This is a genomic window from Salinicoccus sediminis (assembly GCF_000986795.1).
In the GTDB taxonomy this organism is placed as follows: Bacteria; Bacillota; Bacilli; order Staphylococcales; family Salinicoccaceae; genus Salinicoccus; species Salinicoccus sediminis.
In genome coordinates this window covers 240,100-265,105 of record NZ_LAYZ01000002.1, presented here as the reverse complement: position 1 = coordinate 265,105, position 25,006 = coordinate 240,100, and the positions used below count along the sequence as shown (strand labels likewise).

General features: G+C 45.0%; 24 protein-coding genes. 13 read left to right on the top strand and 11 right to left on the bottom strand.

Annotated features, from left to right (window positions below; translation table 11 throughout):
• Positions 1-88: 88 nt before the first annotated feature.
• The 5 genes from WN59_RS05065 to WN59_RS05045 are packed head-to-tail and all read left to right on the top strand — an operon-like array spanning position 89 to position 4,404.
• Positions 89-1,453: a sigma-54 interaction domain-containing protein gene (locus WN59_RS05065; RefSeq protein ID WP_046513626.1), complete on the top strand. Its 1,365-nt coding sequence runs from the start codon at positions 89-91 to the stop codon at positions 1,451-1,453.
• Positions 1,454-1,505: 52 nt separating this feature from the next.
• Positions 1,506-1,781 carry a (2Fe-2S)-binding protein gene (locus tag WN59_RS05060; RefSeq protein ID WP_046514337.1) on the top strand — a complete coding sequence of 92 codons (276 nt, stop codon included), beginning with the start codon at positions 1,506-1,508 and terminating at the stop codon, positions 1,779-1,781.
• Positions 1,778-2,110, top strand: a complete 333-nt coding sequence (locus tag WN59_RS05055; protein ID WP_046513621.1) for a (2Fe-2S)-binding protein — start codon at positions 1,778-1,780, stop codon at positions 2,108-2,110. Before WN59_RS05060 ends, WN59_RS05055 begins: the two co-directional genes overlap by 4 nt.
• Positions 2,103-3,287 carry an NAD(P)/FAD-dependent oxidoreductase gene (locus WN59_RS05050; protein WP_046513618.1) on the top strand — a complete coding sequence of 395 codons (1,185 nt, stop codon included), beginning with the start codon at positions 2,103-2,105 and terminating at the stop codon, positions 3,285-3,287. Before WN59_RS05055 ends, WN59_RS05050 begins: the two co-directional genes overlap by 8 nt.
• Before the next feature lie 4 nt (positions 3,288-3,291).
• Positions 3,292-4,404 carry a M24 family metallopeptidase gene (locus WN59_RS05045; protein WP_046513615.1) on the top strand — a complete coding sequence of 371 codons (1,113 nt, stop codon included), beginning with the start codon at positions 3,292-3,294 and terminating at the stop codon, positions 4,402-4,404.
• 44 nt (positions 4,405-4,448) lie between these two features.
• Here the strand turns inward: WN59_RS05045 and WN59_RS05040 are convergent, their stop codons facing one another.
• The 7 genes from WN59_RS05040 to dcm form a co-directional block, all read right to left on the bottom strand.
• The gene (locus tag WN59_RS05040; protein WP_046513611.1) at positions 4,449-4,979 is read right to left on the bottom strand and encodes a helix-turn-helix domain-containing protein; all 531 of its coding nucleotides are present in this window, start codon (positions 4,977-4,979) and stop codon (positions 4,449-4,451) included.
• Positions 4,980-4,997: 18 nt separating this feature from the next.
• Positions 4,998-6,485, bottom strand: a complete 1,488-nt coding sequence (locus WN59_RS05035; RefSeq protein ID WP_156172394.1) for an aldehyde dehydrogenase family protein — start codon at positions 6,483-6,485, stop codon at positions 4,998-5,000.
• A 182-nt stretch (positions 6,486-6,667) separates the two neighbouring features.
• Complete coding sequence (locus tag WN59_RS05030) at positions 6,668-7,441, bottom strand: DUF6339 family protein (protein WP_052747277.1); 774 nt, start codon at positions 7,439-7,441, stop codon at positions 6,668-6,670.
• Positions 7,434-8,297 carry a hypothetical protein gene (locus tag WN59_RS05025; protein WP_046513603.1) on the bottom strand — a complete coding sequence of 288 codons (864 nt, stop codon included), beginning with the start codon at positions 8,295-8,297 and terminating at the stop codon, positions 7,434-7,436. The genes WN59_RS05030 and WN59_RS05025 overlap by 8 nt, the downstream gene beginning before the upstream one ends.
• Positions 8,281-10,287 carry a hypothetical protein gene (locus tag WN59_RS05020; RefSeq protein WP_156172393.1) on the bottom strand — a complete coding sequence of 669 codons (2,007 nt, stop codon included), beginning with the start codon at positions 10,285-10,287 and terminating at the stop codon, positions 8,281-8,283. Before WN59_RS05020 ends, WN59_RS05025 begins: the two co-directional genes overlap by 17 nt.
• The gene (locus WN59_RS05015; RefSeq protein ID WP_046513597.1) at positions 10,250-10,486 is read right to left on the bottom strand and encodes a hypothetical protein; all 237 of its coding nucleotides are present in this window, start codon (positions 10,484-10,486) and stop codon (positions 10,250-10,252) included. The genes WN59_RS05020 and WN59_RS05015 overlap by 38 nt, the downstream gene beginning before the upstream one ends.
• A gap of 184 nt (positions 10,487-10,670) precedes the next feature.
• The gene (dcm, locus tag WN59_RS05010) at positions 10,671-11,909 is read right to left on the bottom strand and encodes a DNA (cytosine-5-)-methyltransferase (RefSeq protein ID WP_046513591.1); all 1,239 of its coding nucleotides are present in this window, start codon (positions 11,907-11,909) and stop codon (positions 10,671-10,673) included.
• 153 nt (positions 11,910-12,062) lie between these two features.
• Here dcm and WN59_RS05005 point away from each other — a divergent pair, with 153 nt between their 5' ends.
• The gene (locus WN59_RS05005) at positions 12,063-13,337 is read left to right on the top strand and encodes a MutH/Sau3AI family endonuclease (RefSeq protein ID WP_231577119.1); all 1,275 of its coding nucleotides are present in this window, start codon (positions 12,063-12,065) and stop codon (positions 13,335-13,337) included.
• A gap of 373 nt (positions 13,338-13,710) precedes the next feature.
• Here WN59_RS05005 and WN59_RS05000 read toward each other — a convergent pair whose 3' ends face one another.
• On the bottom strand, positions 13,711-14,127 hold the full coding sequence (locus tag WN59_RS05000; protein WP_046513587.1) for a very short patch repair endonuclease: 417 nt from the start codon (positions 14,125-14,127) through the stop codon (positions 13,711-13,713).
• 176 nt (positions 14,128-14,303) lie between these two features.
• On the opposite strand from WN59_RS05000, the gene WN59_RS04995 reads away from it, so the two are divergent.
• From WN59_RS04995 to WN59_RS04970, 6 genes are all read left to right on the top strand, one after another.
• A complete protein-coding gene (locus tag WN59_RS04995) occupies positions 14,304-15,479 on the top strand; it encodes an amidohydrolase (RefSeq protein WP_046513583.1) in 1,176 nt (391 codons plus the stop codon).
• A gap of 25 nt (positions 15,480-15,504) precedes the next feature.
• Complete coding sequence (locus WN59_RS04990; protein WP_046513580.1) at positions 15,505-16,311, top strand: DUF3100 domain-containing protein; 807 nt, start codon at positions 15,505-15,507, stop codon at positions 16,309-16,311.
• The gene (locus WN59_RS04985; protein WP_046513577.1) at positions 16,308-16,760 is read left to right on the top strand and encodes a hypothetical protein; all 453 of its coding nucleotides are present in this window, start codon (positions 16,308-16,310) and stop codon (positions 16,758-16,760) included. The genes WN59_RS04990 and WN59_RS04985 overlap by 4 nt, the downstream gene beginning before the upstream one ends.
• Before the next feature lie 116 nt (positions 16,761-16,876).
• The gene (locus WN59_RS04980) at positions 16,877-17,794 is read left to right on the top strand and encodes a DUF5996 family protein (RefSeq protein ID WP_046513574.1); all 918 of its coding nucleotides are present in this window, start codon (positions 16,877-16,879) and stop codon (positions 17,792-17,794) included.
• A 44-nt stretch (positions 17,795-17,838) separates the two neighbouring features.
• Positions 17,839-19,026 (top strand): cation:proton antiporter, encoded by a 1,188-nt coding sequence (locus WN59_RS04975; RefSeq protein WP_046513571.1) that lies wholly within the window; start codon positions 17,839-17,841, stop codon positions 19,024-19,026.
• Positions 19,027-19,322: 296 nt separating this feature from the next.
• The gene (locus WN59_RS04970; protein ID WP_046513568.1) at positions 19,323-20,705 is read left to right on the top strand and encodes a DHA2 family efflux MFS transporter permease subunit; all 1,383 of its coding nucleotides are present in this window, start codon (positions 19,323-19,325) and stop codon (positions 20,703-20,705) included.
• A 48-nt stretch (positions 20,706-20,753) separates the two neighbouring features.
• Here WN59_RS04970 and WN59_RS04965 read toward each other — a convergent pair whose 3' ends face one another.
• The 3 genes from WN59_RS04965 to allD all read right to left on the bottom strand — a co-directional run bounded on the left by WN59_RS04965 (position 20,754) and on the right by allD (position 24,238).
• Positions 20,754-21,794 carry a M42 family metallopeptidase gene (locus WN59_RS04965; protein ID WP_231577138.1) on the bottom strand — a complete coding sequence of 347 codons (1,041 nt, stop codon included), beginning with the start codon at positions 21,792-21,794 and terminating at the stop codon, positions 20,754-20,756.
• A 137-nt stretch (positions 21,795-21,931) separates the two neighbouring features.
• Positions 21,932-23,071, bottom strand: coding sequence for a 5-methyltetrahydropteroyltriglutamate--homocysteine S-methyltransferase (locus WN59_RS04960; protein WP_408005388.1), 1,140 nt, complete (start codon positions 23,069-23,071; stop codon positions 21,932-21,934).
• A 153-nt stretch (positions 23,072-23,224) separates the two neighbouring features.
• A complete protein-coding gene (allD, locus tag WN59_RS04955) occupies positions 23,225-24,238 on the bottom strand; it encodes an ureidoglycolate dehydrogenase (protein WP_046513562.1) in 1,014 nt (337 codons plus the stop codon).
• A gap of 88 nt (positions 24,239-24,326) precedes the next feature.
• Between allD and WN59_RS04950 the strand changes: the two genes are divergently transcribed.
• Positions 24,327-25,001 carry a GntR family transcriptional regulator gene (locus WN59_RS04950; protein ID WP_046513559.1) on the top strand — a complete coding sequence of 225 codons (675 nt, stop codon included), beginning with the start codon at positions 24,327-24,329 and terminating at the stop codon, positions 24,999-25,001.
• Positions 25,002-25,006 lie beyond the last annotated feature (5 nt).

The window sequence follows — 25,006 nt, the reverse complement described above, 5'->3', positions numbered from 1 at the left end:
AAAAACTTAAATTATTAGAAAGTTTGATTAACTCTGTAAATATTTATATAATTATTATTAGTAATTTAACAATAAGGGGATGTTAGAAATGCTGGAGAAGGCGCTTATAAAAGAACTGATCAATTTCCATAATCATTCGTTCACGATCATCGATAAACAGGAGAACGTCATCTACTGGAGCGACAGGGCTGCAGAGATTTTCGGCATGAGCAATGAATATGTCATCGGCAAAAAGATCACGGAAGTCTTCAGGGAAGAACACCTGGTCATGCTGGAATCACTCAGGGATAATAAGACAATCGTAAAAAAACAGCATAAGGCGACAAACAATATATATGTAGATATAAAGTCCATGCCCATTCTGATCGACGGGGAAGTTGAGGGCGCCATCGTCTCCGAAGTCAACGTTACCGAACAGAAGCGCCAGAAGGAGCAGATTGAGACACTGAAGAATAAAGTCAGCGTCCTCTCCGATAACATGAAACAGCTGAAGAATGGTAATTTCAGGAATATCATATATAAGAGTTCCGTCATAGAACATGTCAAAACCCGGATTGAAAAAGCGGCGAAGACGAATGCAAACATACTGATCACCGGAGAGACCGGTGTCGGCAAAGAACTCTTTGCCAAATCAATCCATGATACCAGCGACGTATCAGGCGAGTTCATCCCGATCAACTGCGGTGCCATTCCGAGCCATCTGTTCGAGTCTGAACTCTTCGGGTACGAAAAAGGGGCGTTCACGGGAGCGAACCGGGAAGGCAACAAAGGGAAGATTGAACTCGCAGAAGGCGGGACTTTATTTCTCGATGAGATGGGGGACATGCCGCTTGATATGCAGGTGAAATTCCTCCGGGTGCTCCAGGAAAAGCAGTACTTCAAACTTGGCGGCAACAAAGAGAAGTCGGCGGACTTCAGGCTGGTTTCGGCCACCAACAGGAAGATTGCCGACCTGCTTGCATCTGACGATTTCAGATCCGATCTGTTATACAGGATCAATGTTGTCAACATCCACATACCGCCGCTCAGGGAACGGCCGGATGACATCGAATCATTATTTTTCTACTATCTGTACAGTCTGTCTGAAAAATATGGAACGGACGTCAAATATGCGAACCAGCAGCTGATCAACCACCTGAAGGCATACCACTGGCCGGGCAACGTCAGGGAACTCATCAATGTCATCGAAAGACTGGTCATCTTCTCGAATGAGGAAGCACTGAATAACGAGATTTTCGACCAGTATCTGACCGAAGTCGGCGAAGATGCAAAACAAGCCACACTGCCCTCGGTCACTGAAGAACTGGAACTGAAAGACTACGTGGAAAAGATCGAAGCGGATTATATCAGGCATGTGCTGGAGGAGAATGGCCAGAATGTAGAGAGAGCCAGCAAAGCACTCGGCATCAGCCGCCCTACCCTTTATGCCAAAGTGAAGAGATTCGGGCTGTAGCTGGCATCTTTTTTTCTTACTGATGGATAAAAGGGAAAAAGAGGTGTTCCATATGAGGCAGGAAGACGATTTTGTCGTATGCAGATGTGAAAATGTCTATTATTCAGATCTTATAAATATAATGGAGAACGGAACGAATAATTCAAGGGAACTCAAATTGAAATCACGGGCAGGCATGGGATTCTGCGGTTCGCGTACATGCGGGCCGTTCCTCGAAAAGCTGACAGGGGATCAGAATGACGCGTCTCCCGGCTATGTGCATCTGAAATCACAGCCGCCAATCCGGACCATTTCATTGAAAGAACTCTCAGGGGAGGGCGAATCATGACAGAACGGATACTGAATCATAAAATACTAGGGGCCATCCGGCACGAATTTGTCCCTTTCAAATGGAACGGAGAAACCATTTACGGTGTGGAGGGGGAAAGCCTGACAGCCGCCCTGCTCGCCAACGGCATAAGAACACTCAGAACCCATGAAAAGGACGGCAAACCGAGAGGCCTCTACTGCAACATCGGCCACTGTTCCGAGTGTCGCGTCACCATCGGCGGAGAAAAGAACCAGAGAGCATGCCTGACACCAGTGAAAGAAGGCATGAGTGTCAAACAGCAGACAGAACTGCCACATCTGGTGAAAGGAGATGACAGCCATGTTTGATACGATCATCATCGGTGCAGGACCGGCCGGGCTGAGTGCCGCAAAAATACTGCAGGAAAGTCAGAAAGTGCTGGTTCTGGATGAATACTTCCATGCAGGCGGCCGACTCCTCGGACAGCTCTACGAAGAAGAAAAAGGCAGATGGTGGAACGGGCTTGAAATCGCCCGCCGGCTGATCATGGAGACAGAGGGGAAGAGTGAAATCCGACTGAGCACCTCCGTGTACAATGTGGAACTTGATGACATTTATACCGTCCATACGACAGCAGGCGTCTTCAAGTCCAGATCACTGATCATCGCCACCGGCGCACGGGAGAAATCCACACCCCTCCCCGGCTGGGATCTGCCCGGTGTCATGACCGTCGGCGCCGCCCAGGTGCTCACCAATTTCAGCCGGGTCAAACCGGGTAATAAAGGCGTCATCATCGGCATCAATCCATTATCCATGGTCATCGCCATGGAGCTCGGCTATACGGATATCGAAGTTGCGAAAATCTGCCTGCCGCCGAAAAATAAGATCAACGACCAGACACCTAAAGACGCATTCGAAACACTTGTCTCACTCGGCAATTCCGCCCCTTCAAAGTTCATTTCATTCGGAACGAGAGTGGCCGGCAGAGTAAAGCCGCTTCATCCCGCAGCATTGAAACTGTTCCCTAAAGGCGGCGTCAAAGCCATGGGGCTTCCAATCTCAATCAAGGAGAAGATCATCCGTATAAACGGTACAGAGAAAGTGGAGTCAGTTACAATGCAGAAGACCGATTCTAAAGGCAGGCCCGTTGGCAGGAAACGAGAAATCCAGTGCGACTTCGTCTGCATATCAGACGGACTCGCCCCGCTCAGTGAAATCGGATCTTTGCTCGACCTCAGGCACGTATATTCAGAACCCCTCGGCGGGTATGTCCCGCTTCACAGTGAGATGATGGAAACAGAACTCCCGGATCTATATGTCGCAGGCAACGTAACCGGCATAGAAAACGCCAAAGTCGCCATGTACCAGGGACAGCTCGCAGCCCACCGGATACTCGGGGACGAAGAAGCAGCCATATGCACACTTGCAAGCATCAACAACGAAAGAAAGAACGCAAAAGTGAAATTCCACAAAGACCTGATCCACGGGAGAGAGACAGTGGAGGTGATGTGGAAGGAGATCGAAAAAGAAAGGCAGATGAATTAACTATATGACTATCGACTACTTCAAAAGAATCAGCACACTGACGGAACATCTGAAAAATGAAAATACCGGGATGGCTGTAATCACCGACCCGTCGAACATCTATTATCTCACCGGATTTTATGCAGACCCACATGAGCGTTATATGTCGCTTTTCATCGATACTGGATCTGAAGAAACCTATCTTTTCCTGCCTGCACTCGATAAGGAGATTGCAGCGGGTATCGCCAAGGTGGATTTCATCATCCCGATATCCGATGAACAGGACCCTTTTACAATCATTGAAAGCAACATAAAAGAAAAAGCAGCGAAAATCGGCATCGAAATGAACGTAGTGACTGTAGCGCATCATAATGGATTGAAAGGAACATTTCCGAATGCTGAATTCATCGATATCCAACCTGTCATTAATCATCAGCGGGCATTCAAAAGCCGTGAGGAAATAGAAGGTTTGAAAGAAGCGGTGAACATCATTGAAAAAGTGCTCGAAGACGGACTCAAAACAATCAAAGAGGGGATGACGGAAGCAGATCTAGTGGCGGAATTCGAATACCTTATGAAGAAATACGGGGCAGGAGGACCTTCATTCTCCACTATGGTCCTTGCAGGGGAAAAGGCGGCCTTGCCACACGGTACACCCGGGGACAGGGAGCTGAGGAATGGAGACTTCCTGCTCATCGATTTCGGAGTGATCACCCGTGACCGGTATTGTTCGGACATCACCCGGACATTCATCATCGGTGAAGCCTCCGACAAGCAAAAAGAGATCTACAATATCGTCAAAGCATCCACCCAGGCGGGGGTCGATGCAGTCAAAGCAGGCGTACCATTAAAAAAGTTCGATATCGCCGCACGCAACGTCATCGAAGAAAATGGATATGGTGAATACTTCAACAACCGCGTCGGTCACGGACTCGGCATCGAAGTCCATGAAGCCCCGTCAATCCATCACCTCAATGAAGATATTGCTGAGAAAGGCATGTTGTTCACGATTGAGCCCGGCATCTATATCCCGGGATATGGCGGCGTTCGCATCGAAGAGGAAGTCTATATTAATGAAAACGGAGAAGCGGAATTGCTGACAACCTTCCCGAGAGGCTTGCAGATCATAGAACTGTAAAAAGGTGCACTCAAATTAAGAGCGCACCTTTTTTCATGCCTTGATCAATTCTGATTAGATGACACCAAAAGCAATACCGTTACCTCATTGGTATCGTTATACCAGTGATGGGCCAATGAGGAATCGATATGGATGGATTCATTCTCGTACAGTGTTTCTTTCGTCCCTTCCAGTTCAACCTCCAGCTGCCCGGATAATACATATACAAATTCCTGACCGCTGTGGGTATACGGCACTTTCTGTGATTCTCCCGCACTCAGCTCAATGATTGCTGGAGTGAAATCCGGATTTTTCATCTGCCCCACCAGACTTGTATAGGAAAAATTTCCGGAATCGGCTTTTTGCTTATTGATCTTCTTTTTGATGCTTGTACCACCATTATCGAAAAAGAAATTAATATTCACTTCCAGAGCTTCAGAGATTTTTCTGAGCGACGTAAAAGTCAGTGTCCTGAGCCCTCTTTCTACCTGTGACAGGAAACTGATGGATAAACCACTCTTATCACTCAATTCCTGCAGGGTCATCCTTTTACCCTTTCGTACTTTCTTCAGTTCACTGCCCAACGTATCATCCATATTGCACCTTCTTACGCTTTAGTCCTGTTTGATATTAACAAATACACTCTTCACTTCAACATAGTTGGAAATACCATAATCTCCGCCCATTTCTCTGCCGATACCGGATTTCTTATATCCGCCGAAAGGCATTGTTTCCAGTTCAAGTCCAAAATCGTTCACCCAAACAGTACCCGACTCAAGTTTGCTTGCGATGTAATGGCCTTTTTTAATGTTCTCCGTCCATACGCTTGCAGCGAGACCGTATTCACTGTCATTTGCACGCCTGATCACTTCATCGACTTCATCAAATACGAACACTGACATTACAGGCCCGAAGATTTCTTCCCTGGCAATCGTCATATCATCTTCAACATCCGCGAAGATTGTCGGTTCAACGAAGTAGCCTTTATCACCCTTACGGGCGCCACCGGTAAGCAGCCTTGCCCCTTCCTCTTTCCCTTTTTCAATGTAGCCGAGGACAGTATCCAGCTGTTTCTCAGAAACCAATGGTCCCATCTCCGTATCATCATCGAGACCCGGTCCTACAACTGTCTTCTCCGCTCTCTCCTTAAGAGCTTCAAGCACTTCATCATATAAATTCCTGTGGACGTAAATACGCGTTGTTGCGCTGCAATTCTGACCCGAGTTATACATTGTTCCATCAAAGATGCCATCCAACGTTGTCTCAAGATCTGCATCCTCAAGCACGATGGCAGGAGATTTCCCGCCAAGTTCGAGTGTTACACTCTTGATATCATCCGCTGCCTTCTTCATGATCGAACCACCTGTTTTAGTGGATCCCGTAAATGCCACTTTATCCACTTGAGGATGTGTAACCAGAGCATTACCTGCGATACTGCCCGCACCTGGAACAATATTCACAACACCATCAGGGAATCCTGCTTCCTTGAATAACTTCGCAGCATACAGCATCGACAGTGGCGTTTCAGATGCCGGTTTAAGCACAATGGTACAACCCGCAGCCAGTGCAGCACCAAGTTTCCATCCAGCCATCGCCAGAGGATAGTTCCATGGAATGATCTGCCCGACCACCCCGACGGGCTCATGAACGGTATACGTCACATAATCCGGAGAAACATTAGGCGTCTTGCCCGAAATCTTCGTAGCCCAGCCGGCATAATAACGGAAATGCTGCACCGTACCGTCCACATCATCCTCAAGCGCCTGCTGATATGCCTTTCCGTTATCCAGCGCCTCAAGCTGAGCCAGTTCCTCCCTGTGCTCCTCAAGAAGACCTGCAAATTTATAGATCAGGTGCGAGCGGTCAGCAGGCTCCATCTTCGTCCATTCCCCTTCGTCAAAAGCCTCCCTCGCAGACGCGACCGCCTTATCGATATCAGACTCATCCGCCTCGCTTACCTGCGCAATCCTCTCTTCAGTCGCAGGATTCAAGACATCAAACGTCTTACCACTTTGAGACTGCACATACTCTCCATTTATATACAATCCCATTTCACCATCAAGGAACTCATTAACACGCTGCTTCAGATCTGCAATTGCCATACCCATCCATCTCCTTTTGTTTAATTAATAATAATTTTAGAAAACGCTAACAAATAGAGTTTTAAATATTCTGTTAAATATATTCTAGATGATGCATTGGGAGAAAGCAATCATTTTTTCACACAGTGTGAAAAAATGAGCAGCAAAAAACCTGAGAAATCAGTCCTCAGGTTTTAATATAATTATTGGGAGACAGGAACGACTTTCTTTTCCACCCTTATTTTGTCCATATTCAATAGATTATCTTTTATTATTTCTTTTATATCATGACGATTTAATATGTCGATTACACTTACTCCGGAAACCTGATTCAGCAATTTATTAGAGTTGGTATATGAATATCTATTCACAATCATTCCATTATTTTTTTCCAACTCCATGATTGCTGCCAAAACGCCTAATACCAACTCCTTATTAGACACTATATTACTTGATAAAAAAGCTACAGAGTTTCCTCGATAACTATTTTTCACAAAATAATCTGCGTAATGATAAGGATTTTCTCTGTTGGATTCATCATACATATAATATCCAATCCACCACAAAAGTGAAAGGTTATTTAAAACTAAAGATCTTTTTTTCGACCTCGTAAACACTGTCCTAGCTTCAATACTCTTTTCAGGGGCATTCTTTAATTGATCTAGATGATAATTTAAATAAAAAGTATTCTCCAATGCCACCCATAATTTTTCATTTTCTGCTTCTGCAACCGTTAGATGCCCCAAACTTTTCCGTATTAATCTTATATTTCGAGAGGCAGCTTCGGGGTTTTCCGTTTCATTTTCGAGAGGAATAAATTCAAAAGTTTTTGAACTATACCTAATATTTTCTTCTTTCTTGAAAATACTTGAAATCTTCTCATAATCTTCATTAATATAGAACGACAAATATTGTAAGTTAAAATTTGTTTTATATTCATCTAAAAACTCATCAGTAACATATGGTAATTTATCCACTATAATCCACCTCTGAATCATAAAAGCTATATAAAGTATTCTTGAATGGGTAATCAAGGAGTTGTTGTGCAATCTCTAAAGAATTATAGTTACTTAACTTTTCTATATCTATTTTCAATTTTTTTAGCATTTCCTTCAAGGTCAAGAACCACTCCAGATTTTCATCTTGTTCTTGGTCTTTCACTCTTTCAATTGTATAACTTAAAGCAGGTAAAACTATTGTTGCTAATAGTAATCTCTGTCTTATATCATCCATCTGAGAGAGATAGCTATAAGCTTCGTGCTCTTTTAGAGGCAAGTATACTCTAATGATATCACCGTCAATGTCTACACTCATCATTTCTTGTTCTTTTGCTGCTATCCTTATCATCGATTTTGCATTAGGATTTTCTTTATTAGAAAACTCCAACTTTATTTCTGCCATTACATCAAAAGCCAAAATATCTCCTTTGTGTATAGACTTCACGGTAAAGTCTTTTCCATAGAATTCATCATTGAAATTGGGATTACTATAATTAGAAATTTCCTCTATGGCAATGACCATCATGTTCGCTTCAATTTTACCATTCACTTGGTCAGATGAAATCATTACACTGATATAGTCTTCATTTTTACCCAAAGTAAAAACCTTTCTATAGCTTGATGACTGACCTTCTAAATGGACAGAATAGGCCGCTTTACCTGACCTTATCAAACCCATAATAGTTTCATCGTACAATTCAAACTTTATATTCAATTCGATTTGGGAGTCATTTTTCCTTTCCGATGTAATATAGGCTTTAAATGAACTTTTATTGAAGTCATCGAGATTTGAATTTAACACCGGATAAGGAAATAAGTCAGCTTTTAATCTCATAGACTACACTCTCCATCTTTATTCTTATTTTACTGTCGATTTCTATATTAATTCTAAAATATTCATTTTTCTTTATATTAGTGATCAAGATATCATTATTTTCTATAGTGGCAGAATTTTCATCCATTTCAGAAGCGACCTCTAATAATGTCATTGGAAATGCTCTGCCATCACCACCAATTGAGCTCAATTCTATCCGGCACTTATCAATGTTTTTATCTGATTTACCTACTAGTTTGAACCTTCCTTTTTTAGAATCTCTTTCCAACACTTTCATTTTAACATTCTTTGAAACAGAAATTTTATTTCTTTTGCTTATCACAGCTGTACTACCAGACTCATCGGGTCCCGTATTACCATCTGCTTCTCCAAAACCATATTCATTTCCAGGAGAGTTTCCGCCAGCTTCCCCTGTACGATTACTTCCCGGACCTGACGTATCTCCCAAGCCGACCCCTGTTAGTTCTAAATCTTCTTTTACCTCTTCCTCCTCCCTTTCTCCGTTTTTCACTTGATTACTAGGACTTTTCCTGTCTATATAGATATTGCTGATTTTATTTATGATTCCTGAATCTCTTGATTCTTCATCATTTTCTTGAGTTTCCTGTTCTCTTAATGGTAGCAAGTCTTTCACACCAAACGCTTCAATATCATCCTCCATTGTTGTCTCATATGCTTCTTTTACGCTTTCTTTATACCACTTATATAATGCCTTCAAAAACTTTTCCGCTTCGGCTTTTCTACTACCTCTTAATCTATCAGTGCTCCAAATGTTATGATTCGCATTCTCCATATCTTTAAGTAATGTGTTCAATTCTTTACCATCTGCTTTAAATACACCAGTAAAATTAATGCTTCCGCTTATTCTGTTCCTTTCATAAATTTTCATGCCTGCTTTACGTGTTTGCAATACAGTTCGAGTAGCATCGCTATGTTGCAAAAGAAATAACGTAGCATCCTCTCGGTTTTCAATGAAAGAAAATTGATCAAAGGTTTCATTTAAATTCAATTTAATAGTGTTCTCATTGGTCATTACATCATAAAAGCTCAAAGTGCTAGAAAGAATGGCTCTTTCATGACCTTTTAACTCCTTTTGCGTAAGGTTTTTCAAAATTTTTTCAAGACTATTGTTATTTAACACTACTTCTCCAACTTCAATTTCTAATTCATTCTTGATAATTGATATGAGAAAATTATTTATAGCAGAAAGCAGAATAGAGGTCCCCATGTCTTCTAGTTCTTTAAGCCCTATAATAAATAAATCTGTACCATATTCATCTTCCGCTCTTTTTTTCAAACCAAAAGTAGTCTGTTCTGGTATAAAATCTTTATCATTTAAAATGAAGGAAGCTCTTTCTTGAGTAATATGGTTTTCATTTTCTTCAAATAAGAATGAAACAAAATTCATTATGCCAACTGATTTTATTACATCGTGGGTAGGTACTGTATTATAAAAAACCATTCTTAAATCAGAAGCAGCAAATGGGGCCGCTTTACCGATTCCTTTGCTTCCAGCGGAATCTGCATTCTCTTTTACAGAATAAGCATTTCCAATGACCAAGGATTCATAACTATTTTGATTCAATCCTCTTGTATTATAGTCACTGATTTTAAGCACTTTAATATTGCCACTAGTCAAGACTTCATTAAATCTACTTAGATAATCCAATGTGTCTTCATTGTTATGTTCCGTCCACATTTCTATGGCTCTCGGTAATGCAAAATCTTTAATTTCATCATAACCAGGGATATCATTTTTGCTAATTAAAAACTCGTTGAACGTCACTTTGACCGGAGCACCCATTTCTGGATTATGAGCATCTAATGAATTCTGCACTACCTCTCGAGTTAAGGAGTTTATGATATTATCCAGAAACATTTCTATAGCAGTATTATTGTGTCCCGAGGGAGTGAGATCTTTTCCATTTGGAAATTTCCATTTTTTCATATTTTCAACCTTTTCCTTTTCTAAATTTAAATTGCGAATCATTTTTTTCACTCTCTAATTCAAACATGTTTTTAGTTTTTTTCAATTCAGAATCTATAGCATTGAAAATCTCATTCACTTCTTCGGAGCTATAATTATAGTTTTTCTTATTCGACAAATTTCCTATTAATCTTAGTTTATTTAAAACATCATTAGTCCTATGCTCTGCTAATCTAATGAATTTATCATGTTTGTTCTCCAAATAATCACCTTCTGTTCTATATTTTAATTATTAATACTATATATATTTTATATAACAATTATAATGTATTTATAACACATATTCTAGTTTTATATGACAAAAAAACAGGAGAGATGATTCATCTCTCCTGTTATAATTATATTATTTTAATTTTTTCCACACGGATTGTTAAAGTTAACAATAATCATAACAATTCTATTTGAGTTATATTTTCTGGGTATTCTATATCTATTCTCTCTATCTCGTTCCCCATCCTAGTTACCAAAGGAACTACTAGCGCATTCCCCATGCAGAAATATCTCGTTCTTTCTGGCATTGTGTCTGTCCAATTGTCAGGGAAGCCATTCAATCTTTCTGCCTCTACTGGAGTCAGGGTCCTATAATTATCATCGGTTTTCAGCAGATGTGTGCTTCTGTTCACTGACCCTTCGCTTGTCAGCATTGTCCTGCCGGGCAGGTTCAAATCATCGGTTTCACTCATGCCACCTTCAGTATAGAAATACTTATGCCCATTTTTAGCAGTCCGCTCTTCACGCTTTTGGCCCCTCAGATATTTGAACTTATCCAGCTTTGCTCCTTCTACGATATATTTCTCATCGTAGTTCGCTTCAATGATTTCCTTCAATGGTGTCGCTTCTTCTGAAACCGGCACTGTATGAATTGTCGTTATTCCACCATTCCTCATGATTCCGGTATTATAAAATTCAAATGAGAAGTTATCCGACACTTCTACAATATCACTGGAAATGCTTGTTTCAGCTTCTCTGTTTTTAAATGGTTCCCCTTCAACTGGGAATGCCTTCGCAAACATGCCCTCTTTATATATCAAAGATTTCGGCGATACGTCACTCATCGCTTTTCCGTATGCCATATTTCTTCTATACGCAAAAATAAAAACCCTTCTGCGTCTTTGTGCATTCCCATATTCTGCAGCATTGATGACACGCCATTCAACGTCATATCCCAATTCGTTAAGGGTAGAAAGCATGACGGCGAAATCCCTGCCACGTTGTTTGGAAGGTGATTTCAACAGACGGTCCACGTTTTCCAATAGTACATATTTCGGAACTGTGTTCTGTATGAATCGGGTGATCTGCCAGAACAGGACCCCTTTTTTACCCGAAATCCCGAGTTCACCATTCAGTGACCTCGCTACTGAATAATCTTGGCAAGGGAATCCACCTACTATCAGATCAGCACTCGTATCGGCCATCTCCTTATCCGACACTTCAGCTATATCTTCATTGACGTGTATCCCTGTATCAAATCTTGTGGAGTAGCAATCAAATGCATGTTGTACTTTTTTGCCTGGTTCCCACTGATTTGCCCAAGTAACTTCAAATTTATTCATTTTTGTATTCTCAAGTCCAAGGCGAAATCCACCTACACCAGCAAAAAGTTCTGCAACTTTCAATTTCCTCAAAATGCATTTGCCCCCACTTCAAAGCTTATATTATATCTAAATATTATATCATAGTAACACTCTGTGATCAAGTATATAATCCAGGAACAGAACTTGAAAAAAAATTCAAAATTTGTTCCAATTATTTTATACATATATTATAGGTGGTGCACTATGGATAGCTATGAAATCTCAAAAAAAGAATTGGAAAGTGTACTGAATTCCGTCATTAATAAAACATTGGGCGATGTAGATTCGAAAGGAGTTTTTGAAAAGGTAAAAAATCATAAAAAAGTTACAGGGATAGCAGGGGATGTCATTGAGCAATCAGTCATAGGATTTCCTGCCAATTCCTACCAAGCTCCCGACTTAATTGTAGATGGCGAAGAAATAGAAGTGAAAACGACTGGTATTCGTTTCTCAAAAAAATCACCTAAGAAATTCGAAGCCAAAGAGCCTATGACCATTACCGCTGTATCACCAGAAACAATCGTAAACCAGGACTTTGACACTTCTCATTTTTGGAATAAACTAGAGAAATTATTATTAATCTATTATCATTACGATTCTGAATCAACAGTGACCGTCTCAGATTATGCAGATTTTTATATCAAGGGGTTTGAGATATTCGAATTTCCTGAAGAAGAGAGGAAAATCCTTGAGAATGACTGGGCAATAGTAAAAGACTACATAGCCAATATACATAAAAATCATGATGATCCTGAAGAAATGTACCCCACGCTTTCAAGCGCCTTAAGGGACCAGCTTATGTTCATAGATACATCGCCAAAATGGCCAAACAGGCCCAGGTTCAGACTAAAGAGAAATGTTGTATCTACCATCGTGGACAGGTACTTCAGTAATGAACTCGAGGATTTGGATGAAGAAATATTATCCTTCAGAGACTTTGATAATAAGTTGAAATCATTAACACAGCATTATCAGGGGATGACATTAGATGAAATAGTAGAAGTCTTGAATATTGATGTGAAAAAATCTTCCAATAACAACGACTACGATAAGGCGATTGGCGAAAAAATTGTTCTGTCCATGTTTGAATCCAGTGAAAAGAAACTATCCAAAGTCAAACTTTTTGAAGAGGTCGGACTGACAGTCAAGACCATCCGGCAGACCGTAGAAGGATACAGGACAGAAGACACCAAACTTATGGCAATAGAATTTGATGAATGGCTGGATAAAACTTTGAATTTCGAGGATTCATCTTTACATGCATACTTCACAAACCCTTTCTTATTCATAATTTTTGAAGAACCTTATACTAAAGCACCACTTTCAGAAAATGTCTTCAAAGGGTTCAAGAGAGTGAACTTCTCTGATGATTTCATATATAATAACGTCGAGTGTGTCTGGAATATCGTACGGGATTTGATATTCAATGATAAATTGATTGATGAACCTGTTACAAAAAAAGTGGCGAGCAGATTATAAACAAGAATGGTATAGCCAGTACCGCTCCAAACTTCCCGAAAGGTTCGGAATACGATATATTTTTCAGGGGAACAGGCACCGATTCATCTAAAAAACCACTGACTATAAACAATGTCACTATGTATCGGCAAAATCTATGGATAAAAGGCACAGTCATCAATAACTTGCTCAGCAATCATGACTTTATCTGATTTTCGTAAAGGGAAATTATCAGCTTGAAAAAATACGCCATCGGACCAGGAAAATTGTCTACACCAAATTAAATTAGTGCAGACCTCTGCATTTCTACATTGCAAAGCTCTGCACTTTCATTTTGCCATACACATCGTTCTCTTTAATCATGATCGTGAACAGAAGCTCACTAACTATAAGTTCAATTCCTTTTAGATTCATCTTTAAACTCAGCCAGATCTGAAACAACTTCATCCAGATCATTCCTCACCTCATGTTCCCATACTCTTTTTATATTCCATCCCCTCTCCTTATAATATTGATCCACCTCTTGATCCCGTTCTTTGTTTCTGGTGAATTTCCTTTCCCAAAACTCCACGTTTGTCCTTGGCATATTCCCATGGACCGGACATTGATGCCAGAAGCATGAATCTATGAATATGACGACTTTGTATTTCTTGATTGATATATCTGGAGTACCCACCATTCCCCTTGTGTTTCTCCTGAAACGGTATCCTTTCCTCCATAATTCATTCGAAACCATAGTTTCCAATTTGGAAACGGCTCTGATTTTACTCATTGTCCTTCTTCTCTGTTCGGAAGTCATGATATCGGCCATGACCATTCCTCCTTCAACCCATAAAATCTATATTATTATATACCCTCTTCATGAACCCCTAATTTTTACTCTTTCCTGGATATCCCACCATAATTCAAAGAATATTTTGACTGTTCTTTTTTCTCCCTATATACTTTTTATAAGCAAACCATCAACTTATAAAGGGGACGTTAAACATGCAACAGTTATTTTCAAGTTTGGACACCATATATGATGAGATTGTGGACATCAGGAGACATCTGCATAAGCATCCTGAGTTGTCTTTCGAGGAGGTTGAAACGCCGAAATTCATCGCGGATTTCCACAATGATCTTGGTCATGAGGTGAAGACGGGTGTTGGGGGCAATGGTGTGGTTGCCTACTTAAAAGGTGGGCTTGATGGCCCGACTGTTGCGCTGCGTGCGGATTTTGACGCTTTGCCGATCCAGGAGGATACGGGTCTTCCTTTCCAGTCTGTGAATGAGGGTGTGATGCATGCATGCGGTCATGACGGCCATACTGCGACACTGCTTGGTGTGGCGAAGGTATTGAACCGGATGAAGGGTGAACTGAAGGGGAATGTTGTCTTCATCCACCAGCATGCCGAGGAGCTGCCGCCGGGTGGTGCCAAGGCGATGATCGAGGACGGGTGCCTTGATGGTGTGGATGTGATTTTCGGCACGCACCTGCAGGCGCAGACGCCGTTCCGCGAGATCAACTACCGTACGGATGCGCTTCAGGCTGCGGCGGACAAATTTGAAATCACGATCAAGGGCAAGGGTGGTCACGGTGCGATGCCGCAGGATACGAAGGACAGCATCCTGATCGCCTCCCAGCTCGTTGACAATCTCCAGCAGATCGTCAGCCGCCGTGTGAACCCGCTCGACTCTGCAGTTCTGTCCGTCTGCAACTTCGAGGCTGCGGGCCCGTATAACGTCATTGCGAACTCCGCGAAACTTTCCGGTACAGTGCGTACTCTGAAAGAGGATGTCCGTGAACATATGGATCGGGAGATCCGTCGTGTCGTCGAAGGGACATGTCATCTGTCGGATGCTGACTTTGAATATGAATACAAGAAAGGCTACCCGGTGCTCGTCAATCACAAGGAAGAGACGGAATTCGTCAGGGATGTGGCGAAGACGGTCCCCGGCGTCAATGAAGTGAAGGAGATCGATCCGATCATGGGCGGCGAGGATTATGCCTACTACCTCCAGGAGGTCAAAGGGACGTACTTCTTCACGGGTGCCCAGCCTGACGGTGTGGAGGATCCGTTCCCCCACCACCATCCGAAGTTCGACATCAATGAGGAGTCTCTTTTGATCGCAGCAAAAATACTGGCCAAATCCACGGTTGAATACATGGAGAACAACTGACGGTCACCATGAAAGGGTGCATAATATGAGCAATGAACCAAGAGGGTTGTGGAAAGACTGGCGGCTGCATGCCGTCGTACTTGGAATCGTGATACTGACTGAACTGATCGGCACCTATGAAATCGCCATCGGGGCGGGTGTCATCCTGCTTTTGCCGATGCTCTACGCCGTAGTCATCGGACTCGGTACATTCTTCACACCGCTGATCAATAAGGCACAGTCCAAAAAGGCGGAGACACTGGTTTTCATGTCCGTCACGCTGCTGATTGCGAAGTTCGGTGTCGAGGCGGGACCTGCCCTGCCTGAACTGATAGAGGCAGGGCCTGCACTCATACTGCAGGAAATCGGGAACATCGCGACAGTGCTTATCGCACTGCCGGTAGCCATCTTTCTGGGACTGAAGCGTGAAACGATAGGCATGACCCACTCCATCGGACGTGAGGCGAACCTCGCTCTCATCTCAGAGAAGTTCGGCGTCTCCTCGCCTGAAGGTCGCGGTGTGGTTGCGATGTACATATTCGGCACGATTTTCGGGGCGATTTTCATGGGGCTAGCTTCAGGACTCCTCGCCTCCCTGCTGCCGATCAGTCCATTATCATTCGCCATGGCGACCGGAATCGGCAGCGGAAGCATGACCGCCGCTTCACTCGGGCCGCTTGTATCGATGTTCCCGGAACAGAGCGACATCATCACCGCCTATTCGGGCGCCAGCAACCTGCTTACATCGGTGACAGGACTCTACATGAGTCTCTTCATCGCACTGCCGCTGGCGGAAAAGTACTACTCGCTTGTCATGAAGATCAAGTCAAAGGGTAAAGGGGTGGAAAAATGAAAGAGAAGCTGATTGACTGGACACTGACCCTCACCATCGTGAGTGCACTGACACTCATCGGCAACATGATTGGCTACGGTGTCATGCCGCTTACCGCCCTGCCCGGCATCATCACGCTGATGGCTATCGTGCTGGCGGGCATGGTCATCCACCACTACCTGCCCTTCAAAGTGCCGAGCATCGCCTATATCGGCATACTCGGATTCCTGGTAACGATTCCCGGCGTACCGGGTGCGGAAACGCTCTATGCATGGACCGCGGAAGTGAACCTGCTCGCGTTGACCACGCCGATACTCGCATATGCCGGCATTTCCATCGGCAACTCATGGGCCGACTTTGCCAAGCTCGGCTGGAAGACCATCATCATCGGCATGCTGGTGCTCCTCGGTACATACCTCGGATCTGCAATCGTCGCCGAAATCATTCTCAGGATCCAGGGAATCGTATAATGACATTGATGGATTTACGCCCGGGCTGTCTGTTGACAGTCCGGGCGGTTTTTATGGTAAATGGAGAGAATATCGTGGCTTCAAAAGGGTATTCTGACTCTAAGAGGTGAATTTTTATGGGATTCTATACTGAATATAAGAATGAGATTACGACACTCCAGCTGATTTCTCAGATTCTCGGCAAGATCAAGCTTGAATATGCGCCACAGGAACCACAATGGGCACATGTGATCCTCGACATTACACCACGCGGGTTCTCCACCGGCCTGCTCAGGCGCGGGGATGCACACTTCGAAATCGAGGCGGACCTGTCGCGGGGGATCATCGTCATCAAAACCGGGACGCATGATACACACATCGAAATGGCAAGCGGCAAGCCGATCAGCGAGTATTACCAGGAGATCATCAACACCGCCGCTGCAGAGGGACTGAAGCTCTACATCAATACGAAGCCGCAGGAAATGGACTTCAAGACGCCTTTCGAAGATGACATCGGCCATCACCACTATAACGACCACGTCGCGAATATTGTCCTCGAATGGTTCCAGTTTGCACGGGATGCTGAGATGAAGTTCCTCGCACCGCTCCGCCACCGGAAAGTGTATCCGGGCCTGTTCTGGGGAACGTTCGATGTATCCTGCATCCTCATCCACAATGAATTCGAGCCCTTCCCGGACGACAGCAAAGTGATCGAGCGCGCCGCTTTCGATGAGCATATGATCGAGTTCGGCTTCTGGCTGGGGGATGACACTTTCGAATATCCCACATTCTTCACACTTCCCTATCCCTTCGTGGATGATGAAGCGCCTGCTACCGATGACACATTCCCAAAAGGCAGCTATTTTTCAGCCGATATGGCGGAGTATCTCTATGAAATGAAAAACGGCATGGACGGCGGGGAAGCTGAAAATGTGCAGCAGTTCCTCGAATCCTCCTTCAGAGGCGCGTTCGACCATCTGAAATGGCAAGGCTTCAACCACTGCAAGGAGCCGCTGAAGATGGAGGACAACCAGCACGGTGACGTCCAGGATTAGACAGGAATGGATTCCAAGACTGACAGAAAAGGACGGTGCGGCAATTGGAAACTTCACATATACTGATTTTGCTGCTGATCGGCTACATCGTATTTACCATCGATCAGAAACAGGATAATTTCCCAGTGCCGACCGTCCTCGTACTCATTGGCATCGGACTGTCCTTCATACCATTCTTTTCATCGGTTGAAGTGACGGGGAACATGATCTATCATCTGTTCCTGCCTGCACTGCTGTTCACTTCCGCCTATCAGCTACCGGCTGACGGATTGAAAAAGAATGCCGGCATCATCAGCTTCCTGGGGGTTTTCGGCATCATGTTCACCGTGGCCGCTCTCGGGGTTTCCATCTATCTGCTGAGCGGGCCGTTCATCCCGCTCTCACTGCTTGAATCCCTGATCATCGCAGCAATCCTCACACCGACGGACCCGGTCTCTGTGGTCTCCATCATCAAGAAATCGGTCGGCAGCGAAAAGATAGCGGATGTGGTTGAAGGCGAGTCCCTGATCAATGATGGGACAAGCATCGTCATCTTCACCACCCTGGCGGGCATGCTGGCAGATAGCCGGGCTTTCAGCATCGGCACATTCCTGGGTGAATTCCTGCTCGTGTCGATCGGTGGTGCCGGCCTCGGTATACTGTTCGGCTGGCTGATGGGCAAGGTGGTCAATGTGACACATGACCGCAAATACCAGGTCATGCTGAGCATCATACTGGCATACGGAACTTTCAACATCACCGAATACATCGGCGCTTCCGGCGTGCTTGCGGCCGTATTTGCCGGAGTCATGCTCTCCTTCAAGTATGAAAGCAGCGAGAGGGAGGAACACTTCAGAGAGTCACTGGATGGTTTCTGGGAGATTGCGGAAGCGAGCATCCTGTCACTTCTGTTCCTCCTGATCGGCATCGAGTCGGCTGAATTCCTCATTTTCGACGGATGGATTTTCGTCATCATCATTTTCATCCTGTCAATGGTCATCCGCTATATACTGGTTGCCGGAACTACCCAGGCGTTCCCAAAATGGCGCCATGAGATCAACCAGAAGGAGGCGGCCCTCATCGCCTGGGCCGGTCTGAAAGGGACGATGTCCGTCTTTCTGATACTGACGCTCTATTCGCAAAACACGGGTGACCTTGATATGATCATCTCACTGTCATTCGCCGCTGTGCTCATTTCACTCGTCGTCCAGAGCCTCGGTGTCAAACCGCTGTCAAAAAAAATTGTGAAATAGTCAGATTCACGACAGTGCCCCGAATCATTCGATCCGGGGCTTCTTTTATATCTTATAAAATTAATAATGACCGTTTTTTCTGTGGTGTTTTATATCATCTTTTATCGCATAGCTCATGATTATTGCGAGTGCGACACTCAGTCCGAGAATCAATCCTCCGGGCATGTAAAACCTCCCTTTATCTTCATTATAAAATATAAGCCGTTCCGCTGTAAAACGACGGGCTTAGCCACTTTGACCGGAGCCTGCCAGTATGCAACAATGTATATGAAATCATTCCGGTGAGGAGGCATCACATGGCAGAGGAAAAAGTGCAGAGCAAAGGCGTCGTTGTGGTGATCATTGCCGCAGCTTTTTTACTGACGTTCAACCAGTTCCTTCTCATTACAGCATTCCCCACCATAATGGCAGAGTTCGATATTAACGCCACACAGGTACAGTGGCTGACGACTGCATTCATCCTGACGACGATCGTCTTCATCCCGATGTCGGGCTACCTGTCGACCACCTATTCATCGAAAACACTTGTCATCATCGCCATCACATGTCTGCTCACCGGCACAATCATCGGCGGCTGGTCACCGAACTTCGGTGTACTGATACTGTCGAGGGTCATCCAGGCCATCGGTGCCGGAATCATATTACCGCTCATCCAGACCATCCTGCTGATTGTATTTCCATATGACAGACGGGGCTTTGCGATGGGGCTGCTTGGTGCGGTGACAAATGTGGCACCCGCTTCCGCCCCGTCGATCTCCGGAATCATCATCGACTACCTCGACTGGCGGTCGCTACACTGGGTGCTGCTGCCGTTCATCCTGATCACTTTCATCCTGGCCATTTTCCTTATGAAGAATGTACTCGAACAGCAGCGGACAAAGCTCGACATCCGTTCCGTCATGCTGTCTGCGGCCGGATTCTCATTATTCATATTCGGTCTCAGCAACATCAGCGTATACGGCTTCCTCGACCCGATGTCATACCTTCCGCTGATCACCGGCATTGTGGGCGTGCTGCTTTTCACCCGCCGGCAGTTCAACATCGGCACACCAGTGCTCAACCTGTCGCTGTTCCGCAACAGAACCTTCACCCTCGCGATCATCCTGATTTTCATCAATATGATGCTGCTCCTGTCGACGGAGACCATCCTGCCGATGTTCGCGCAGAGCGCACTCGGGACGAGCGCCTTCCTGTCCGGCTTCCTGCTCGTTCCGGGGACCGTCATCCTGTCCATCATCACGTTCATCTCCGGCAGCCTGTATGACCGCTACGGCGGCAAAACCATCGCCATCATCGGCTTTTTGTGCACGACGTTCTCCCTGGTACTGCTCAACACAGTCGGCATGGATGACTCACCCTACTGGATCATGGTGCACTTCTGCCTGTTCATGACCGGCTTCGGCCTGACGCTCATGCCGCTCGTCACCGTCAGCATGTCAGAGCTCGATGATAAAGACATCCCGCACGGCTCGGCCATCGTCAACACCGTGCGGCAGTTCGCCATGGCTTTCGGCATCATCATCCTGACATCGATCATCAGCATCACCGTCGCCCTGATGAATGCGCCCCAGGCGGAGAGCACATACACCGGTACAAGCTACGCCCTCGGCGTCATGGCAGTGCTCGCATTTGCCGGTTTCCTGATGACAATGCTGATCAGGGAGAACAGACACATATAGATTATAAATAAGGGGACCACCGCCAATCACGGCTGTGGTCCTCTTAAGTCAATTCCGGATATATTCCATTACCAGTTCGAATGTGTTTTTCAGCGCATCCGTATGCGTGCGCTCCATGCCATGACTGCTGGCGACACCCGGACCGATCAGTGCCGCCTTTATATTCGCACCGGCGCGAAGTGCCGCAGAGGCGTCACTGCCGTACATCGGGTATATGTCTACGGCGTAACTGAGATTATTGCGCTCTGCATGATTGATGAGCCCTGTCGTCATATCATAATCGTATGGACCTGATGAATCCTTGGCACAGATGGAAACATCGAATTCCGTACATTCCAGATCCATGCCGATGCAGCCCATGTCGACTGCCAGAAATTCCGTAATGTCCCCGGGGATCCACGCCGAACCGTGTCCCACTTCCTCATAGGTCGAGAAGATGAACTTCAGATTCGTCTCAGGGACGATGCTCTCCTCTTTCAATGCCTTCAGTACACTGACCAGGATGGCGACGGAGGCTTTGTCATCGAGGAACCTCGATTTGATGAAGCCTGAATCCGTAACCATGACCTTTGGGTCGTAGGCAACAAAGTCACCATTGCGGATGCCCAGGCCGCGTACATCCTCTTTGCTGCTCACACGTTCATCAATCTTCACGACCAGACCGTCTATATCACGTTCCTTCGTGGCGGCATCCTCATATACATGGATCGACGGCGACTTCGACAGGATAGTGCCTGTATAGACCCCGTCATGCCGTGTAATGATGTCGCAGTACTCACCATCAAGTGTCGGTGTCAGGGGACCGCCCAATTTCGTCAGCGACAGCGTACCGTCATCATTCACAGAACGCACCATCAGTCCGAGCGTATCCACATGCGCACTCAATCCGCGCGTCATTGACTCATTTTTCCCTGCGACACTCACCATCAGATTGCCCTTCGGTGTCATTTCCGTTTCATAACCGATGCCCCGGATCGTCTCTTCAAGCCAGGCCGCCGCGTTTTCTGTATACCCCGACGGACTGTTGATCTTGAGCAGCTCCGTCAGGGTTGAAACCGTTTCGTCAGTTTTGAACATATCGATATGTATGGACAAATTCCTATTTGTCCATTCCCTCCCCTCTTTATCCTCTGATAATAAAATCCCACACCTAAAATATATCACAATCATCCGCATACTAAAAAAAGTGACAGGTTTCCGCCCATCACTTCTGATCGATTGCCTTTCTATTTACCCCATACTTCCTCAGCCACTTCCCGGACGAGTGCAAGCTTTTTCCACTGTTCCTCCTCTGTGAGGATATTGCCCTCTTCAGTCGAGGCGAACCCGCATTGCGGGCTGATGCACAGCCTTTCTTTCGGGATATATTTCGATGCCTGCTCAATGCGCCCTTTGATTTCTTCCTTGTCTTCAAGGTCAGGGAACTTGGATGAGAAGAGACCGAGCACGACCAGTTTCCCGTCGCTCACTTTGGCCAGTGATTCGAATCCGCCGGCACGTTCCGTGTCGAACTCGAGGTAGTATGCCTTTACATCCTCTTCACCGAATAAAACTTCAGCCACTTTATCATATGCACCGGATGATGCCCATGTCGAGTGGTAGTTGCCGCGGCATACATGTGTAGTGATCGTGAGGTCTTCCGGATGGCCTTCAATCGCCTTGTTGTTGAGATCTACATGTTTCCGGCTCAGGTCCTCGACCGATACATTATCACTGAGGCTTTTCCAGAAGTTTTCATCAACGAGCAGCCCCCATGTGCAGTCATCAATCTGCAGGTTGCGGCATCCCGCTTCATACAGTTCCCTGATGAATGTCTGATAAGCTGCTGCGATATCTTCCAGCAGTTCGTTCCTATCGGGGTAAATTGCTTCAGTTGCGGCTTTATTCTCCGGACGCTCCAGTTCCGTCAGGAACTGTGCCGGTGCCGGAATCGTCTGCCTTGCGACCACACCCTCCTCCTCGAACTGCTTCACAAATTTGAAATGTTCGATGAAAGGATGATTTTCACCGCTGATCCTGCCGGACAGCCTCGCCGTTTCAGCGCGGGTTTCCTCGTCCTTGAACTGATAGCCTTTATCGACGTCCTCTTTTTCGACACCCTGCAGCCCCCACATAAAATCAAGGTGCCACCAGGAGCGGCGGAATTCCCCATCCGTGATCGCCTTCAAGCCCACTTCCTTCTGTTTTGAAATCAAGTCTTTAATCACCTCATCTTCCACGGACTGGAGATTTTCCCGGGAAATAGTTCCTGCCGCAAAACTCTTCCGTGCATCCTTCAATGTATCAGGTCGCAGGAAGCTCCCCACATTATCAAATCTAAATGGCGTTTCAGTCCGTCTGCCTGTCTCATAAGCTACTGTCATCATCAACCACTCCTTGTAATTTTGATATAGCTACAGATTAGCACAGAACAAATGATATAAGATAACTGTTAATATTCATGGTTCGTTATAGCTTTTGGCTATGTCGAAAATTCATCGTTGTTTGAGCATGCATATTTTAAGGATATTTTCCTCTTGTCACTCCCTGTTCAATTCTTTTCTTAAGTAACCAATAATCGAATCAGAAATTGGGATTCCATTGACTGTACGCTCTTTGACGTTCATCATCTCAATCTCTCCAGGCACATATATTCTCTCCACGTTTTTTGCAGGAGGTGCTTCTCTCAACTCTTTGATCATCTGATCAAGTCGTGAAGCGAATGTATCAATTGCTACGAATTTATCAGGATCAATGACCATGAAGAAATGTCCAAGCTCTCGGTTTTTATCGTAGTCCCCATACATCTTGGAAATATGCGGACCGAATGCCGCCCCGGTCAATAATGCGGTGAAGATCTCCACCACCATCGCAAGGCCGTAACCTTTCGGTCCTCCGAATGGCGTAAGCGCAGCTACTTCATCAGGATTGTTCGTGTCACTGCCGTCCTCATCCACTCCCCACCCGCTCGGTATACTTTTCCCCTGTTCTTTTGCGTTAAGCACTTTTCCCAATGCGACTGTACTTGTCGCAAAATCCAGAATCACCGGTTCTTCCTTATCTGCAGGAAAACCGAAGGCGATAGGATTTGTTCCAAAAAAGGACTCTGAACCCCCAAAAGGCACTACTATCTTATCTGCATGAGTCATTGCTACCCCTATCAGATTCTCATCTGTCGCCTGCGAAACAAAATAAGATAGTGCACCGCAATGACTGCTGTTTTTGACAGCAACTGCTCCTATGCCTTCCGTTTTCGCTTTAGCTATTGCGCTTTCCATTGCCTTTTTCGATATGTAATGGCCAAAACCGTTATCCCCATCAATGGTGCTGGTCGAGGCCGAACTGTTCGACTCTTTCAAGTCGGGAGCAATGTTTATACCGCCTTCTTTCATCCTCTTGATATAATGCTCAACCCTGAGTACCCCGTGGGAGTCCACCCCTCTTAAATTTGCATGGACCAGCACATCTGCAATTGTTTCGGAAATTTCCTCTGACAGCCCGTACTTCTCAAATACCTTTCGCGCCATATCTTTCAATTCGTCTTTTCTTATCATAAAGCATTCCTCCTGTAAGCGTTTTAATTAATACTAGCATACTTGCATGGTAGTGTGGTAGAATGAATTTTCAGAAAGGAGGAAAAAGATGCTTAATCGGACCAAATACCAAAATTCTACGCGTGATTTTGTATATGAGACACTGAGGGATGCGATTGTATCTTTGGAACTGCCCCCCGGCGCAACGATTTCTGAAAAAGAAATTTCTGAGGAATTGGAAGTAAGCAGAACGCCGGTCAGAGAAGCATTTTTGAGATTGACTGAGGATGAATTGCTGACTGTTCTTCCACAAAGAGGCTCATATATATCACTTATCGACCTGAATCATGTCGAAGATGCACGTTTTCTGAGAGAACAGGCGGAAGCGGGCATCATTCGTCTTGCATGTGAATCTTTCTCTCATTCATACATAGAAAAACTTGAAAAAAATTTGAAGTACCAGAAATTTGCAAGAGACAACGATGATGAAAATGAATTGTTCATATTGGACAAGGAATTTCACCGTCTGATTGCTGAAGGTGCCGGGAAGACGAGAGTATGGGAAGTGATCCAGAAAATGGATACTCACTCCAATCGTCTAAGAAAACTCAGCCTGGCAATGAAACTTAACTGGAAGAAACTTGTCGATCAGCATAAAGAGATGGTTGCAGCCATCAAAGCAAAAAACCCCGATCAGGCAGAACAGCTCATGAGAGAACACCTTGCTCTTTTGATATACGACCAGAAAGCTCTGAAGGAATCATATCCTGATTACTTCAATTGATAGAA

Coding starts and splice junctions, on each gene's coding strand:
- WN59_RS05060 (WP_046514337.1), top strand. CDS start 1,506: ATGAGGCAGGAAGACGATTTTGTCGTATGCAGATGTGAAAATGTCTAT.
- WN59_RS05035 (WP_156172394.1), bottom strand. CDS start 6,485: ATGGCAATTGCAGATCTGAAGCAGCGTGTTAATGAGTTCCTTGATGGT.
- WN59_RS05020 (WP_156172393.1), bottom strand. CDS start 10,287: ATGATTCGCAATTTAAATTTAGAAAAGGAAAAGGTTGAAAATATGAAA.
- WN59_RS05045 (WP_046513615.1), top strand. CDS start 3,292: ATGACTATCGACTACTTCAAAAGAATCAGCACACTGACGGAACATCTG.
- WN59_RS05005 (WP_231577119.1), top strand. CDS start 12,063: ATGGATAGCTATGAAATCTCAAAAAAAGAATTGGAAAGTGTACTGAAT.
- WN59_RS05055 (WP_046513621.1), top strand. CDS start 1,778: ATGACAGAACGGATACTGAATCATAAAATACTAGGGGCCATCCGGCAC.
- WN59_RS05025 (WP_046513603.1), bottom strand. CDS start 8,297: ATGAGATTAAAAGCTGACTTATTTCCTTATCCGGTGTTAAATTCAAAT.
- WN59_RS05065 (WP_046513626.1), top strand. CDS start 89: ATGCTGGAGAAGGCGCTTATAAAAGAACTGATCAATTTCCATAATCAT.
- WN59_RS04950 (WP_046513559.1), top strand. CDS start 24,327: ATGCTTAATCGGACCAAATACCAAAATTCTACGCGTGATTTTGTATAT.
- WN59_RS05000 (WP_046513587.1), bottom strand. CDS start 14,127: ATGGCCGATATCATGACTTCCGAACAGAGAAGAAGGACAATGAGTAAA.
- WN59_RS04995 (WP_046513583.1), top strand. CDS start 14,304: ATGCAACAGTTATTTTCAAGTTTGGACACCATATATGATGAGATTGTG.
- WN59_RS04960 (WP_408005388.1), bottom strand. CDS start 23,071: ATGATGACAGTAGCTTATGAGACAGGCAGACGGACTGAAACGCCATTT.
- WN59_RS04980 (WP_046513574.1), top strand. CDS start 16,877: ATGGGATTCTATACTGAATATAAGAATGAGATTACGACACTCCAGCTG.
- WN59_RS04985 (WP_046513577.1), top strand. CDS start 16,308: ATGAAAGAGAAGCTGATTGACTGGACACTGACCCTCACCATCGTGAGT.
- WN59_RS05050 (WP_046513618.1), top strand. CDS start 2,103: ATGTTTGATACGATCATCATCGGTGCAGGACCGGCCGGGCTGAGTGCC.
- WN59_RS05040 (WP_046513611.1), bottom strand. CDS start 4,979: ATGGATGATACGTTGGGCAGTGAACTGAAGAAAGTACGAAAGGGTAAA.
- WN59_RS04990 (WP_046513580.1), top strand. CDS start 15,505: ATGAGCAATGAACCAAGAGGGTTGTGGAAAGACTGGCGGCTGCATGCC.
- WN59_RS04970 (WP_046513568.1), top strand. CDS start 19,323: ATGGCAGAGGAAAAAGTGCAGAGCAAAGGCGTCGTTGTGGTGATCATT.
- allD (WP_046513562.1), bottom strand. CDS start 24,238: ATGATAAGAAAAGACGAATTGAAAGATATGGCGCGAAAGGTATTTGAG.